General features: G+C 65.4%; 14 protein-coding genes. 7 read left to right on the top strand and 7 right to left on the bottom strand.

Going from position 1 to position 15,019, the window contains the following annotated elements; all coding sequences use genetic code 11:
- Window positions 1–218 precede the first annotated feature (218 nt).
- Together PMO31116_RS07635 and PMO31116_RS07630 are read left to right on the top strand one after the other, a co-directional pair.
- The gene (locus PMO31116_RS07635; RefSeq protein ID WP_023598219.1) at window positions 219–530 is read left to right on the top strand and encodes a DUF4148 domain-containing protein; all 312 of its coding nucleotides are present in this window, start codon (window positions 219–221) and stop codon (window positions 528–530) included.
- Window positions 531–1,131: 601 nt separating this feature from the next.
- Window positions 1,132–1,839: a hypothetical protein gene (locus tag PMO31116_RS07630; RefSeq protein ID WP_150566185.1), complete on the top strand. Its 708-nt coding sequence runs from the start codon at window positions 1,132–1,134 to the stop codon at window positions 1,837–1,839.
- 51 nt (window positions 1,840–1,890) lie between these two features.
- Here the strand turns inward: PMO31116_RS07630 and PMO31116_RS07625 are convergent, their stop codons facing one another.
- Window positions 1,891–3,177: a DUF445 domain-containing protein gene (locus PMO31116_RS07625; protein ID WP_150566184.1), complete on the bottom strand. Its 1,287-nt coding sequence runs from the start codon at window positions 3,175–3,177 to the stop codon at window positions 1,891–1,893.
- A 330-nt stretch (window positions 3,178–3,507) separates the two neighbouring features.
- Between PMO31116_RS07625 and PMO31116_RS07620 the strand changes: the two genes are divergently transcribed.
- Window positions 3,508–4,167: a hypothetical protein gene (locus tag PMO31116_RS07620; RefSeq protein ID WP_150566183.1), complete on the top strand. Its 660-nt coding sequence runs from the start codon at window positions 3,508–3,510 to the stop codon at window positions 4,165–4,167.
- A gap of 133 nt (window positions 4,168–4,300) precedes the next feature.
- On the opposite strand, the gene PMO31116_RS07615 is transcribed toward PMO31116_RS07620, so the two are convergent.
- The gene (locus PMO31116_RS07615) at window positions 4,301–6,481 is read right to left on the bottom strand and encodes a malate synthase G (protein WP_150566182.1); all 2,181 of its coding nucleotides are present in this window, start codon (window positions 6,479–6,481) and stop codon (window positions 4,301–4,303) included.
- Between the two features lie 443 nt (window positions 6,482–6,924).
- Here PMO31116_RS07615 and pepE point away from each other — a divergent pair, with 443 nt between their 5' ends.
- Window positions 6,925–7,638: a dipeptidase PepE gene (gene pepE, locus PMO31116_RS07610; RefSeq protein WP_246185187.1), complete on the top strand. Its 714-nt coding sequence runs from the start codon at window positions 6,925–6,927 to the stop codon at window positions 7,636–7,638.
- On the opposite strand, the gene PMO31116_RS07605 is transcribed toward pepE, so the two are convergent.
- Window positions 7,639–8,061, bottom strand: coding sequence for a hypothetical protein (locus tag PMO31116_RS07605; protein ID WP_023598213.1), 423 nt, complete (start codon window positions 8,059–8,061; stop codon window positions 7,639–7,641).
- A 159-nt stretch (window positions 8,062–8,220) separates the two neighbouring features.
- On the opposite strand from PMO31116_RS07605, the gene PMO31116_RS07600 reads away from it, so the two are divergent.
- A complete protein-coding gene (locus PMO31116_RS07600; RefSeq protein WP_150566181.1) occupies window positions 8,221–8,574 on the top strand; it encodes a DUF2288 domain-containing protein in 354 nt (117 codons plus the stop codon).
- A 41-nt stretch (window positions 8,575–8,615) separates the two neighbouring features.
- Here PMO31116_RS07600 and PMO31116_RS07595 read toward each other — a convergent pair whose 3' ends face one another.
- Both PMO31116_RS07595 and PMO31116_RS07590 read right to left on the bottom strand, forming a co-directional pair.
- Window positions 8,616–8,990: a hypothetical protein gene (locus PMO31116_RS07595; RefSeq protein WP_150566180.1), complete on the bottom strand. Its 375-nt coding sequence runs from the start codon at window positions 8,988–8,990 to the stop codon at window positions 8,616–8,618.
- A gap of 49 nt (window positions 8,991–9,039) precedes the next feature.
- Window positions 9,040–9,933, bottom strand: a complete 894-nt coding sequence (locus PMO31116_RS07590; RefSeq protein ID WP_150566179.1) for a LysR family transcriptional regulator — start codon at window positions 9,931–9,933, stop codon at window positions 9,040–9,042.
- A 320-nt stretch (window positions 9,934–10,253) separates the two neighbouring features.
- Between PMO31116_RS07590 and PMO31116_RS07585 the strand changes: the two genes are divergently transcribed.
- Window positions 10,254–11,624, top strand: coding sequence for an MFS transporter (locus PMO31116_RS07585; RefSeq protein WP_150566178.1), 1,371 nt, complete (start codon window positions 10,254–10,256; stop codon window positions 11,622–11,624).
- A gap of 79 nt (window positions 11,625–11,703) precedes the next feature.
- Here PMO31116_RS07585 and PMO31116_RS07580 read toward each other — a convergent pair whose 3' ends face one another.
- A complete protein-coding gene (locus PMO31116_RS07580) occupies window positions 11,704–12,612 on the bottom strand; it encodes a LysR family transcriptional regulator (RefSeq protein ID WP_150566177.1) in 909 nt (302 codons plus the stop codon).
- 235 nt (window positions 12,613–12,847) lie between these two features.
- Between PMO31116_RS07580 and PMO31116_RS07575 the strand changes: the two genes are divergently transcribed.
- Entirely contained in the window at window positions 12,848–14,041 is a 1,194-nt protein-coding gene (locus tag PMO31116_RS07575) for an MFS transporter (RefSeq protein WP_150566176.1), read from the top strand.
- A 36-nt stretch (window positions 14,042–14,077) separates the two neighbouring features.
- Here PMO31116_RS07575 and PMO31116_RS07570 read toward each other — a convergent pair whose 3' ends face one another.
- Window positions 14,078–14,881 (bottom strand): TOBE domain-containing protein, encoded by an 804-nt coding sequence (locus PMO31116_RS07570; RefSeq protein ID WP_246185186.1) that lies wholly within the window; start codon window positions 14,879–14,881, stop codon window positions 14,078–14,080.
- Window positions 14,882–15,019: the final 138 nt, after the last annotated feature.

Below are 15,019 nucleotides of genomic sequence, written 5' to 3'. Positions count from 1 at the left end.
ATAAGGTTTAACGGCGCTAACAAATTGATTTTCAATAGTTTTTTCGAATCGGACGATCGGTTGCGTTTTGTGGACGCTTAGTTGCGAAAAAACCACGGGTTTTCCCTAAGATTCATCCATGCCAACGCGACGGACACCGCAACGCAACAAACCAGGTGGTTCGATGCCCCGAACGCTAGCTGACCAAGCCGTTATCCAACATTGACAGGAGTCTCACCATGAACACTCGTATCCTTGCCGCCGTGGTTGCCGCCGCTTCGTTTGTGTCGGCCTCTGCTTTCGCCGATGCACGTTATGACAACAACGTGCCCGACATCGCCGTGACCGGTCAAAGCCAACTGAGCCGCGCCGAAGTGCGCAGCGAGCTTGCTCAGGCCGCCGCTGCCGGTGTGCTGAATCAAGTCGAAACCGGCGCACCGCTGGTCACGGCCAACCCGACGCAGGCCGCCGCGATCGCCGATCCGCTCACGCGTGCCGACGTGCGCGCTCAACTGAGCGATCGCACCCTGCTGCAGGACAACCGTTCGTAAGCTGCGCACGCGTCGATCTCAAGCGACGCGAAGCCGCCAGCCCCTCGGGGGCTGGCGGTTTTTTCATGGGCGAAACCACTGGCGAAGTGCATCCCCCACAGGTCGCAGCGGCTGAAGACGCCACCTCAGGAGCAAAACGTGAAAGCGGGCGGCGGGGTTTATCGACACGATGCATTCCGTGCGATGGCGTCCTTTGTTCGGGGGGAGGGGGGCGTGCGTTGGACTTTGCGATTGCAGCGAAATATCGGCCTGGCCACGCGATTGCCCGCAAGTGCGGCAGGTGCTTGCGGTCGGGCTGATCCATGCGTCGGCAGACCGTTATGTCGACGCAAGCATCCACTGATGGGCGGTGGGGACGACAGGGCCGTGCATATCGGCTTCGAACTGTACGGCGAATCCCGTGACATTCCTTCGATCGGGCGTGTCCCCGTGAAGGAAGTCACCTCTTTCAAGCCATACGAGGATTCATTCCATGAACATTGGATCTCCCACCGCCCAACCGCCCTTGCCGACGAGGGTCGCCACGAACGCTCCCGGTGCTTGCGCCAACACGAGGACCGCGGAAACCGATCAGGAAGTCAAGGACGCTATCCGACAGACCTTGCGCGGTCGCATTCCGGTAGTGATCGTCGGCGCGCACCCAATACCGTACTATCAGGGCGACTTTCACAACGCCGTCAAAGCCGATCTCCGGACGCTCATGGAGGCTGACTACGGACGGTCATCGCCCGTGGATCGGATGACTGTCGTTGCGAACGCGACCCGAGATGGCGGCGGCGCCATCTCGGTGGCTCGCGAGCTGAACGTGAAGACGTTGGGAGTCGGCTTCGCCGGACACGACATCGACGCGTGTGACGATGCGTTGCTGATCGCCAGCGGATCACCAGGCAACGGACACATCATGATGCCGAACTCCACCGTTCCGGTCCTGTTGAAACTGTTTTCATATCTGAACGACAGCGAGGACAACACGCGTGGCGGCATCATGCTGGCGTACGGTTCACGCTGCGACGAAGCGCTGCTACTACGCGTGAGTGGCGGCTGGCCGTACTTCAACATGTCGCTGGGCGGCCTGAACGAGAATGCGGTCAACGCGATGAACCGGGCCTTCGTGCAACGCTCATGTTTTGCGTCTCTCACTGGCTATGAACACCCGAACACCGGCGGCGTATGGCGATGCGTCGGCGATGCGGACGAGCGCGACCCGCTGCCGGAGCAAACAACGACGCTCTGGGAGACATTCTGGTCGCAGAAATGGATCAATATTCCGGGACTGGACTTCCATTTGGATCGTGGCGCAGACGTTTGAAATCGTCGCGCATTTTCACGCTGCGCGGTGGTCTCGCGCAGCGCGTGACGCTCACATGAACAACACCGGCGCCTGTGCGATCAGGTACAGCACGGCGCCAATCAACCCGCCGACGAGCGTGCCGTTGATTCGGATGTATTGCAGGTCCTGTCCGACGCTGAGCCGAATCTGCCGCGAAAGATGTTCCGCGTTCCAGCCGTGCACCGTGGCGCGGATGTGCTCCGTCACGAAGTCGGCGAAGCCCGGTGCCATGCGCTCGGCGGTGTCGAGCAGTTGGGCGTCGAGCGCGCGGCGCAGCGATTCGCTGCGGGCAAGCTCCTGGCCGATCCACGCCGCGGCGCCGGTGATCTTCGCGCCGATGACCGAATCGTCGCGTGCGAGGTCGTGCTTCACCCAGCTTCGCCATTCGTTCCACAGCCCGCCTACGTAGGCATTGAGCGCGGTATCGCCCTTGAGCTGGGCCTTGAACGCGTCGAGCTTGTCCTGCAAGGTCGCGTCATGCTTGAGCCGTTCGATGAGCCCGGCGACCGCACGGTCGAATGCCTGCCGCAACTGGTGCGTCTCGTCGGCCTCCATCTGCGCAAGCAAGCGCGTGAGGGCTGCCGAGATCATGTCCGATCCCTTGTCGCCGATCCACTCCGAGGGCAGCACTTTCTCCTTTTTCGGGTGGTCGCTCTTGAGCCAGTCGACGATGCGCGCCGAAATGAATTCACGCGTGCGCGGTTCGTTCAGGAGTGCGATGAGATAGTCGAGCGTCTCGTCGAGCAACGCCTGATGGCGCCCGTCGCGTGTGAGGGTGTCCAGAATCGCCGCCGCCGATTGCGAGAAGTCCAGCCGGTCGATCATCGTGTCGAGTGCGCGACGGATGAACGCCTGCACGTTGCGCTCGTCCATCACGTCGAGCACGCCGCCCGTCACCTTCACCAGGACGGCGCTCAATTGCCGGGTGTTTTCGTACGAGCCGAGCCAGTGCGTGACGGCGTCCGCCGGATTCTGCTGTCGAATGAGCCGCACGACCGACGGGGTGTCGAGAAACTTCTCGCGCACGAATCGGGCCAGGCCGTCGCCCAGCGCGTCCTTCTTGCGAATGAGAATGTTCGTGTGTCGCGAAAGCCCCGGAATCGGGATGCGCCGGAACAGCGCTTCGACCGCGAACCAATCGGCCAGCCCGCCGACCATCGCGGCTTCGGCCGCCGCGCGAATCCAGCCCGTCACGAAGTGCACGGGCATGAATAGCGTGGCGATGAAGATCGCCAGCGCGACCAGCAGAAAGGACAGGGCCCGGCGCTCGGCGCGCTGCAAGGCAATGGCGGGATCGGCGGAATCTGCGGAATCCATGCGCAGCCGGCTCCTGAAATGACGACGACGCTCGACAGGTTACCGCGACGGCCGCGTGATGATAAGTCCCGAATTCGCGTTTGCAAGCCCGTGTCCGCGCGCACCGGCGCGCTCGCGTGCGCGGTGTTGGGCCGATTCGCGCTGTCCGTGAAGCGAAACCCGGAAGTCGTGTCGGCGCACCGGGGAGGACACTTTGCGCGTGCTTCGACGCCATCGCGCCAAGGCGTGCGTCGTCGTGGTGCATCGTGACGTCGGTCCGACGCGCAGGCGCGTCGTCCGGACGCGGCGTTCCCGAGGATCTTGCGCGCCAGGCGCGATAGGAGCCATGTCATGCCATCCACTGTTGACTACTGCGGCAACCACCCGCCGCTTTCCCCGGTGACGCCGCCGGCCCAGGATTTGCCGGACACGGATGACTTTTTCGAGCGAACGCTGACCGACATCATCGACGGCAAGTATCTCGTGGTCGTTCAAGGGTTTGCGAATTCGGAATACGCGCAACCCGAGGGACTGAAGCTTGCGCTTACCCAGCAGTTGCTGGCGACGCGCGATGCGCAGAATGGACGTCGGATCGTCGTCATCGGGGGCGGTAGCGATGCGAATATCGGGGTCGTCTACGCCCTGGCGCAGGAACTCGGCATGACGACGGCCGGCATCTACCTCGAGGGCGCGCTCGACACGACCCACTGTGATCGGTTTGTCGAGGTCAAACACGTGCCCGGTACGTCCGACCAGGGCACCGTGATGCCGACCTCCGGGGAGGATCTGTTCGTGGCGGCAATGCGGATCGCCAACGGCCCCAAGGGGGCGGGTGGCACGATGCTGTGCTTCGGCGCCGACTCACCCACGGAAACGCGCGCGAAGGCGGCGCACGAGGCGGGATATGACGTCACGCTGTTCCGGGAACACTGGCCGCAGGGGCAAGCCGCGGTCGCCGACTACCAGGACATCATCGGCTCACTGATGGTGGCGGGTGTCGACGTGCGTTGAACAACGTTTTCGTTCCCCGGCGTGCGCAGGTCGCAGCTTCGCCGCAATGAGAAACGCCCGGCGGGGATTCCCTACCGGGCGTCTTGTGCCGTGACCGGATGCCGCGACACATCGCGGTATCCGTCACGCGTCATCAGCCGCGTTGCTTTGCCTTCAACGCCAGACGGTACTTGTGCAGCAGCGGTTCGGTGTAGCCGTTGGGCTGCGTGAGCCCTTCGAACACGAGCGCGCTGGCCGCCTTGAACGCGAGCGAATCGTCGAAGTTCGGTGCCATCGGCACGTAGTGCTTGTCGCCGGCATTCTGTTTGTCGACCACGACCGCCATGCGCTTCATGGTCTCTTCGACCTGCTCGCGCGTAATGACGCCGTGGCGCAGCCAGTTGGCCAGATGCTGGCTCGAAATGCGCAACGTAGCACGGTCTTCCATCAGGCCGATGTCGTTGATGTCCGGCACCTTCGAGCAACCGACACCCTGATCGATCCAGCGCACCACATAACCCAGAATGCCCTGTGCGTTGTTTTCGATCTCCTTGCGGATTTCATCGGCACTCCACTCGGCCTTCGCCACGACCGGCACGGTCAGCAGACCGGTGAGCAGCGCGTCGCGCTCCTTCGCGTAGTCGATCTCCTCGAGCGCCTGCTGCACCGCTTGCACGTCGACCATGTGGTAGTGCAGCGCGTGCAGCGTGGCGGCGGTCGGCGACGGCACCCATGCCGTGTTCGCCCCGGCTTTCGGATGCGCGACCTTCTGTTCGAGCATCGCGTGCATCAGGTCCGGCATCGCCCACATGCCCTTGCCGATCTGGGCGCGTCCGCGCAGCCCGGCCGCCAGGCCCACGAGCACGTTGCTCTTTTCATACGCGGTGATCCATGCCGACGACTTCATGTCGCCCTTGCGCATCATCGGACCGGCTTCCATCGCCGTGTGCATTTCGTCGCCCGTGCGATCGAGGAAGCCCGTGTTGATGAACGCCACGCGTGCCGCCGCGGCTGCGATGCAGGCCGAGAGGTTCACGCTGGTGCGGCGCTCCTCGTCCATGATGCCCATCTTGAGCGTGTTGCGCGGCAGGGCGTACAGATCTTCGATGCGACCGAACAGTTCGTCGGCGAAAGCCACTTCGGCCGGGCCGTGCATCTTCGGCTTGACGATGTAGATCGAGCCGGTGCGCGAGTTCAGCTGGTGCTTGCGATCGTGCAGCGCGGCGAGCACGGTGACCACGCCGTCGAGAATACCCTCCGGAATTTCGTGGCCGTCGCGATCGGTGATCGCCGGGTTCGTCATCAGGTGGCCGACGTTGCGAATGAACAGCAGCGAGCGCCCATGCAGCTTGACCGGCTTGCCATCGGCGCCGGTGTATTCGCGGTCGGCGTTCAGGCGGCGCGTGAAGGTCTTGCCGCCCTTGGCGACTTCCTCGGTCAGCGTGCCCTGCATCAGGCCGAGCCAGTTGCGATACAGGTCGACTTTGTCGTCGGCGTCCACCGCCGCGACCGAGTCTTCGCAGTCGATGATGGTCGTGACGGCGGCCTCGACGAGCACGTCCTTGATGTGGGCGGCGTCGGTCTTGCCGATCGGATGATTGGCATCGAACTGAATCTCGAAGTGCAGGCCGTTGTGCTTGAGCAGCACGGCGGCCGGTGCGGCGGCGTCGCCCTGGTGGCCCACGAACAGCGAGGGCGTGGCCAGGCCGGTCGTGCCCTGCTTCGTGGTGACGACGAGCTTGCCGTTCTCCACCCGATAGCCGGTCGCATCCTTGTGCGAGCCTTCAGCCAGCGGCGCGGCCTGATCGAGGAAGCCGCGCGCGAAGGCGATCACGCGTTCGCCGCGCTTCGGGTTGTAGCCGGCCCCCTTCTCGGCGCCATCGGTCTCGGGAATGGCGTCGGTGCCGTACAGGGCGTCGTACAGGCTGCCCCAGCGTGCGTTCGCAGCGTTGAGCGCGTAGCGGGCGTTGGACAGCGGCACGACAAGCTGCGGACCAGCCTGCTGCGAAATTTCGTCATCGACGTTCGCCGTGGTGGCCTTCACGCTCGCGGGCGCGGGCAGCAGGTACCCGATCTTCTCGAGGAACGCGCGATACGCGGCCGCGTCGGCGATCGGGCCCGGATTGGCGCGGTGCCAGTTGTCCAGTTCGCCTTGCAGCCGGTCGCGCTCGGCGAGCAGGGCGCGATTCTTCGGCGCGAGCTCGTGGACGATGGCGTCGAAGCCCTTCCAGAATGCGTCGGCATCGATACCGGTGCCCGGCAGGGCTTCCTTTTCGATGAACGCGATCAGATTGTCTGCGACCTTCAGGCCGCCACGCTGGGAAGTGGAAGTCATGATGCTGTACTCGAGTTTGAAAACCTGGTTGACGCGACTTCGTCCCCCGGCTTCGACGTTCCGGCACTCATTTCACCGGAGAGTCGTCGGCAGGGCGGACGATAAGGGGCAGTCTTATATAAGACTCTGAGTGTAATCCTTCTCTGCGCGCTCGGAAACCCGGGATTTCAGGTGGCGACACCACCGTCGGTTATAGGTGGCATAAGGGTTTGCGTATGAGATCGGTGCGACAAGGCTTGGCGGCCCGTGCGCATTTTTTCAGCAGCGGTTGCAGTATTCGATATGGCGTTTCACTTCATGAGAAATGGCTGCGACGCAAGGGGGCGCGCGACGCTGGCTGGATACATCGGCGTTTGTTCGTTTGCGCGGCGGGTACACTCGATCCTCTGGCCGGTCGATCCGGCGCGATCCCGAAGCCATTCTTTGCCCCGGAGGCATGTGACGTGAAACAGATTCTGATGATGAGCAGTTCCCGCAAGGGCAACCTGGGGTATCTGGAGCAGGTGGACGATCAGGTGCACGCGGTACTGCGCGGTCGCGCGCGGCGCGTGTTGTTCGTGCCCTACGCGGGCGGCATCACTTCCAGCTTCGATGACTACGAGGCACGCGTGAGACCGCCCTTCGAGCGGCTCGGCTATGCGCTCGAGTCGATTCACCGATACCCGGACCCGCGCGCCGCCGTGGCGCAGGCCGAGGCGGTGGTGGTGGGGGGCGGCAACACGTTCGCGCTGCTCGATCGTCTTTACAACGCGGGGCTCGTGGGTCTGCTGCGCGAGCGCGTGAACGCGGGCATGCCGTATGTGGGGTGGAGCGCCGGGGCGAACGTGGTGTGTCCCACGATTCGTACGACGAACGACATGCCCATCGTCGAGCCGCCGACGCTTAAGGCGCTCAACCTGATTCCGTTCCAGGTCAACCCGCATTTCATCAGCGGCAAGCCTGTCGGCCACAACGGCGAGTCGCGCGAGGAGCGGCTGGCGGAGTATCTGGCGATCAATCCCGATGAGTGCGTCGTCGCCATTCCGGAAGGCACCGCGTTGCACGTGCAGGGCGATCAGGCGACCGTGATGGGGGATTTCGACGCGCTCTGCTTCCGGCAGGGTGGCATCGTCGACAAGCTCGCGCCGGGCAGCACGTTCGCGCTGGCGTCGATTTGATCAGGCGTCGTCGTCGAGCCACGGGACTTCGACGTCGGTCAGGAAGGCGACCATGGCCAGCGGACGTGCCTCGTGGCGTCCCATCTTGCCGTCGGCGCGATGCCACACGACCTGGAAGGTCTCCGGATGCCTGTCGGCGATCAGTTGCACGGTACGCAACTCTTCTTCGTCGGCGTCCTCGATCGGACCGTCGAACGACAGCACGAGCGTCTGCGGCCAGACACCGTCTTCCGGGTCGTAGACCTTGTCGCCGTTGGGCACGTCCACCACCGCCTCGACGCCGATCGTTGCCGACGCCGCCACGATCATCTCGCCAAGTGCGCGCAGCAGCGCCGTGGCACGGGCGGAGTTGATCTGGCGCATGGCGAGATCGCCGCGCGTCAGGGCTTGTTCCAGCTTGGGATTGGTTTTTTGATTGGACATGCGGTTCCTCGGTAAAACGTTGACCACCCCTTGGCGGCCGTGTCATGTCATTGCGACACCGACGCTTCGCAGGGGGTTCCGATGCTACCACCGTCGCGCATGCCGGGGCGCATTACAATGCGGTTTTCGTTATTTGCGGTGCTCCCGGTACCTGTCGTCATGGATTCCCCAAAGCCTCTCCCGTCCGACTCCTCCGCCCAGGCCGCTGCCGCCGGGGCGAGCGACACCTATCTGCGTCTGCTCGGCGAGACCGCCAAGATCGACTGGAAGGACCTGGAATCGTTCTTCGCGCGCGGCGCGCTCCTCTATGTCGCACCAGGCGTCGATCTCGTGTCGGTCGCGCAAGCGGTTGCCGACGACGACACCACAACCGTTTCGCAGTGGCTTTCGTCGGGCCTGGTGCAGCGAATGCAGGCCGAACAGGCGTCGGATTTCGCGGCGCGCACGCCCGAACTCTGGGCCGTCGTCGTGGCACCGTGGGTGCTCGTGCAGGAGCGCGGCACCGTCGCCTGAGGGGCTTGCGCGGCCGCGCCCTCCGACGTGTTCCCCGCCGCTTATTCGGTAATGCCCGCCTCCACGAGGCGGCGCGTGCAGTCTTCCAGCAAATCCTGCGCCACCGCCGACGCGTACGCATAGTCCGCGTCGAGCGATTCCATCATCTCGTGCGCCGTGTACAGCCCCGCCTCGCGCGAGAGCGTGCCGGCCAGTTCGCGCGCAAAGTCGTCGCTCAGTGTCGAGAGCAGACGCCGCTCTTCCAGCGGCAATTGCAGCTTCGAGCGCGACAGCCACATCTGCGCGAGCGTCGCGCCCTGCTTGTCCGTCATCCACTGCCCATGTTCGTAGAATGCCGACAGACGCTCGGCCGTCAGCGCGAACAGCAGCGCGCGACGCGTGTTGAAATTCAGACGAATCGGGGTATTTTCCGGCATGACGGGAACCGCGGATTGCGGACAAAATCGGGATCAGGGGGCAAAGGTATCACGCGAACAGACGCAACAGCGCATTGCGCGCGTGGCGGATCAGCTCCGTCTCGTCGGCGCGTCCGGGCAGGAGGTGAAATTCCGCGCGCGGCAGCGGCGGCAGGCCGAGCGACGGCGGGCAGACGACGAGGTCGGCGGTGAGCGCCGATTCATTCAGACACGAGATACCCAACCCCGCGCTCAAGGCTAGCTGCATGCCAGCGACGCCCGCCGCGGAGTGCGACACGCGATACGGCACCTTGTGACGTTCGAGCACCCCCAGCACGAGGCTCTGCAAAGCGCACGACGGGGGCAGGGTCACGAGCGGCAGCGGCTCGCCGATGGGTTCCGTCAGCGTCGACGACATGGCCCACACGAGACGCTCGCGCCGCACCAGCGTGCCCGGCGTGCGATACCCCAGCGCCCTGGCGCCCTTGCCGATATCTTCATTCATCAGCCGTAGCGCCAATCCCACGTCGAAGTGCTCGCCGGTCATCGCCGTTCGCTCGATCTGCGCACTTTGCATGGCGCTCACGTGCAGCCGCAAACGTGGATACAGACTCGTGAATCGCTTGAGCACGCGGCCGACGTCGTGCGGTCGGTAGTAGTCCGTGATCGCGATGCGCAGCTCTCCGTCGAGCAACACGCCCTGCAAGTCTTCGAACGCCGCTTCGGAGAGCGCCGAAATCTGACGCGCATACGCAAGCAGGCGTGTGCCCGCGGGCGTGGGACGCATGCCCTTGCGAGAGCGCACCAGCAGCGGCTGCCCGGCGCGCTCTTCGAGCTTTTTGAGTTGCTCGCTGACGGTGGACTGCGACAGGAAGATCTGTTCGGCCGCGGCGGAAATGCTGCCTGCGTCGTGGATGGCGATGAAGGTGCGCAACTGCGTGAGATCGAAGGCTCGGGCGTTCATGGCGACTCTCGGATGTCTCGGAAATCCCCGGCGGGAATCGTGCCGTGCCAGGCGTCCGTGACGACGCCTTCGGCGAATCACGCCGCGTGGCCGTCGGGCAGGACCACCGTCCGGACGAACGGGAATATCCGTGCTTGTTAATCCGGAAAACACGATATAAGTCATCGAATTTTCCCGCTTTTCCGATGCAGTGTCCATCCGTAGGATGAGGCCATGGTGTTGGACCGTCCTCATGGCTGCATGGCTGATGGGGGGCTCGACGCCGCCGATCTCCTTCCGCTCTGAGTCGCGTGCCCTTGGGTTCGCGCATCGTGTCAACCATGAACGAACGTCTCTGTCCTGCTCCCGCCGTTTCCGTGAAGTCAGCGGCGCCCGCTGCGCCGGCGCAGCCCGTCTCGGGTGGGCTCGGTCCCAACCATCGCTGGAAGGTGCTCGGCGTCGGAGTGATCGCCAATGCCAGCTTTGCCGCCGCGATGGGCGGCATTCCCGCGACAGCCGTGCAAATGCGCAGCGCCTATGCGCTGGGCACCGGCGATCTCGGTGTCGTGCTCGGCATGATCGGCCTGGGCATCGCCCTGTCCGAATTGCCGTGGGGCATGCTGACCGACCGTTGGGGCGACCGCAGGGTGCTCCTCGTCGGCCTGCTGGTGACGGCGCTGGCATTCCTCGGCCTGGGGGGCTGGGTGGTGCCCAGGGCGCCGTTCATTCCGTCGGCGCCGGTGCTCGCGGCGGGCATGCTGCTCATCGGCGTGCTGGGCGGCAGTGTCAACGGGTCGAGCGGGCGCGCGATCATGCGCTGGTTTCACGACCGCGAGCGCGGTCTCGCGATGAGCGTACGGCAATGCGCGGTGCCGCTGGGCGGCGGTATCGGTGCTCTCGTACTGCCGGGCACCGCCGTGCACTTCGGCTTCGGCGCCGTGTACTTCGGGCTTGCGGCGGCGTCGCTGGCCGCGGCCGCCATGGCGTGGCTTTGGTTGCTCGAGCCGCCGCACGTGTCGAACGAGAGTGTGGGCCCGACGACGAGCGCGCGCGACGCCAAGCGCCCGTCGCCGACCAACGGCAGCGTCTCGCCGCGGCAAAACGGGCATTACTCGCCACTGCGAGACGTCCGGTTGCTGAGCACGGCGCTGGGCATGGCGGTGCTCGCCATGCCTCAGATCGCTGTGCTCACGTTCGGCACGGTGTTTCTCCACGATTTCGCGCACGCCAGCGTGGCAACGATTTCGCTCACGTTGGGCGCGGTGCAGGCCGGTGCGGCAATCACCCGGGTATGGAGCGGACGCTTTACCGACAAGCGTCGCAACCGTCCCCAGTACCTGCGCGTGTGCACGATGGTGGTCGGTGCGGTGTTCGCGCTGCTCGCCCTGCTCGTGGCGCTGCTCTCGCTGCGTCCCGACTGGCTTGCGCACGGCACGCCGTGGGTCGTGGTCCTGCTGATTGCAGGCGGCGTGGTGGCGTCCGCATGGCACGGGGTGGCGTTTACCGAATTGGCCACGCTCGCCGGCGCGTCGCGCGCGGGCACGGCGCTCGGTATCGGAAACACTGGCGTCTTCCTCACGATGTTCCTCACGCCGCTCAGCATTCCGTTGCTGCTGTCGATCGGCGGATGGGGGCTGGTGTGGGCGGGCGGCCTGCTTTGCGCGGCCATCGCGTGGCCGCTGTTCGTCTGGTCGCACCGCCAACACGGTTGAGCCGGGTGTGCCTGACGCGGCATCAGCGGTCGCCACGCCGGGCACACGCGCGACGCGCTCGCGAGGCCGGGGCGCCACATCAGGGCAAGTGCACGTTGTCCACGAGGAAGTCGAGAAACGCCCGCACGCGCGCGGGCAAATGACCGCCCTGTCCGACGTACACCGCGTGTACCGGCTCCGCCTCGCCCGCGTTGTAGTCCTCGAGTACGGTGACGAGGCGGCCGGCGCGCAGATCGTCATCGACGTGGTAACGCGCATGACGCGCCAATCCCAGCCCCTGGAGTGCGAGCCTTCGCATGGTCTCGCCGTCGCTCAGCGACACGTTGCCGGTCTGCTGGAAGTGCGTGATACCGCCCGAGCCGTCGCGAAACGGCCAACCCTGCACCTGGCGATCGAAGTTGAACGCCATGACGTTGTGATGAACCAGGTCGGCAGGCGTTCGCAGCGGGGCGCTGCGCGCAAGATAATCGGGCGACGCCACCACGTGCACCTGACTCTCGCCGAGCTTTCGTGCCACCAGTCTGGAGTCGCGTAGCGGACCGGCGCGCACGGCGACGTCGGCGCGCTGCTCCAGCAGGTCGACAACGGTGTCGGTGAGCGTGAGATCGAGCCGGATTTCGGGATATCGGGCGAGGAATGCCGGAATCACCGGCAAGAGGTAGAGGGTGCCGATCGGCACGCTCGAATTCACCCGCAACCATCCTCGCGGCACGGCGCCCGCAGCCGCTTCGCGCTCGGCCGCGTCGATATCGGCGAGTACCCGCATCGCGCGTTCATGGAATGCGACGCCCTCGGGCGTAAGTTGGAGCCTTCGGGTCGAACGGTTGAAGAGGCGCGTGCCCAGCCGCGTTTCGAGCCGTGCGATCAACTTGCTCACGGCCGAAGGCGTCATGTGCAATGCCCGCGCGGCGGCCGAGAACCCGCCGAGCTCCACCACTCGGGTGAATACCTCCATATCGCCGGAGCGATTGACGTCCTGTCGACCCATTCGATACCCGTGATTCCTGTCTGTCTCGGCCGCCCGGGCGGCCGCCTGCGTCCCGCCCTGTCCCTTGGCGTCCCGCATCAGCGCTCGCTGTTCGCCGATTTGTGCCTTGATATCACAAATCATTTTCCTGACGGCAGTCTATTTCATCAATGAAAGGACGTCTATATTCCGCACATCGCTGCGCCGCCGACATGTCGACGGCGAGGCCATTCCCTCTTTCAGAAAGGAGTTTTCCGTGCCCATCGCCCTATACGCCCTCACCGCCGGTGCCTTCGGCATCGGCGTGACGGAGTTCGTCATCATGGGCCTGCTGCTCAACGTCGGCGCCGACTTCGGCGTGTCGATCGCGGCGGCGGGCCTGCTGATTTCCGGTTACGCCCTTGGCGTGGTGGTCGGCGCCCCGGTCATGACCACCGCGACTGCCCGCTGGCCGCGCAAGACCGTGCTGCTCGTGCTCATGGCGATCTTCACCGTCGGCAACGCCGCCTGTGCGCTCGCCCCGACGTACGGCGCGCTCATGGCCGCGCGCGTGCTCACCTCGTTCGCCCACGGCACGTTTTTCGGTGTCGGCTCCGTGGTCGCGACCGGACTGGTGCCGCGCGAGCGTCGTGCGTCCGCCATCGCAGTGATGTTTACCGGACTGACCGTCGCCAACATTCTGGGCGTGCCGTTCGGTACGTGGCTTGGCCAGCACTTCGGTTGGCGCGCCAGCTTCTGGGCCGTGACGGCCATTGGCGTGATCGCATTCCTGGTCATTGCGTGGTTCGTGCCGAGGATCGCCGCGCCGACGCACGCGGGCGACTGGCGGGCTGACCTGCGCGCGCTGGCGCGGCGTCCGGTGTTGCTGGGCCTGCTCACGACCGTGCTCGGCTGGGTTGGCGTCTTCGGTGTGTTCACCTACATCGCCCCGCTGCTCACCGAAGTGACGGGGTTTTCGGAAGGGGCCGTCTCGCCGATCCTGCTGGTCTTCGGCGGTGGCCTGGTCGTGGGGAACCTGCTGGGCGGCAAGCTCGCGGACCGTCATGTCGTGCGTACGGTATTGGGAAGCCTGGTGGCGCTCTCGGTCGTGCTCGGCCTGATGACGTTCGCCATGCACTCTCACTGGCTGGCCGTCGTTTTCGTGGCGCTGCTCGGCGTGACCGCCTTCGGGACGGTGGCGCCGTTGCAGTTGTGGGTGATGGAGAAGACGTCGGGGGCGGGCGAGAGCCTCGCATCGAGCTTCAACATCGCGGCATTCAACCTCGGCAACGCCATCGGTGCGTGGCTGGGCGGCTTCGTCATCGATCACGGCCCCGGACTGGCTGCGGTGCCCTGGGTTGCGGCGCTGGTGCCGCTCGCCGGCGCAGGCGTGGCCGTGCTGAGCCTGCGGCTGGATCGACGCGATGCGCGCCGTCAGGTCGCGCCGAACTGCGAAACGCCCGCGCTGTAAATCGCCGGGTGGTCGGCGTGCGCCGACGCCGGGATGTCAGGCCATCACACCGATGATCACGCTGGCGGCGGTAAAGGCGGCCGTGGCACCCACGCCCGGCGCCAGCCCGCGCGCCGCGAGCGTATCGTGCGGCATGACGGCCGCGAGCCGCGTGCCGCCGGGCAGGGCGAGGATCACTTCGGCCTGCCCCTCGTCGTCCTCGATGGCGTCCACCGTGCCGCAGAGCCGGTTGGCCGTGGGCAAGCCGGCGAGATCGACACCGCGCGCGATCTCGATCCAGGGCGCTTTGATCAACGCAAATGCCTCGCCGCCGGTCGCCAGTCCCAATGCCTGCGCGCTGTGATGGGTGAGCGACGCGACGATGGCTTCGCCGCCCGGCAGCGTCAACGTCACTTCGTCGTTCACGCCGCACTGCCGGATGCCGCTGATCGTGCCGTGCAACTGATTGCGCGCGCTGGTCTGGAGTCCAAGGCGCGCGATGATCGGCAACTGTTCGTCGAAACGCTCCAGATCGGCCGCCACGCGCGCGAGGAATTGCTGCTGCGCCGCCTCCACGGCACGGAACGCGGCCACCAGTTTCGCGCCGCGGGCGGTCAGTCGCGTACCGCCACCGCGGCGCCCGCCCGTGCTGCGCGCCACGAGCGGCTCGCCTGCCAGTTGATTCATGGCGTCCACGGCATCCCACGCGGCCTTGTAGCTCATGCCCGCCGCCTTGGCCGCCGCCGTGATCGATCCGGTGGCGGCAATGTGTTCCAGCAGGGCGATTCGGGCCTGGCCTCCGAGCGACGAACTGCCACGATGCAACCACAGCGAACCGCTGACTTGCAGAGAGGCTTCCATTTCGTTGTGCAAAACGACGGGCGGCGTTGAAGAAGGTTCGGAAACCATAATGATTTTTTCGATTCAATACAGCGGGTGGCCGCATTGTAGAGGGCGGGGGAACCGGCGGAAAACACCGCTGGGCAGGGAACTGTTGCG

The sequence above is a fragment of the Pandoraea morbifera genome (genome assembly GCF_902459575.1).
In the GTDB taxonomy this organism is placed as follows: Bacteria; Pseudomonadota; Gammaproteobacteria; order Burkholderiales; family Burkholderiaceae; genus Pandoraea; species Pandoraea morbifera.
The sequence above is the reverse complement of the archived record's forward strand: the minus strand, read 5'-3'. Positions and strand labels throughout refer to the sequence as shown.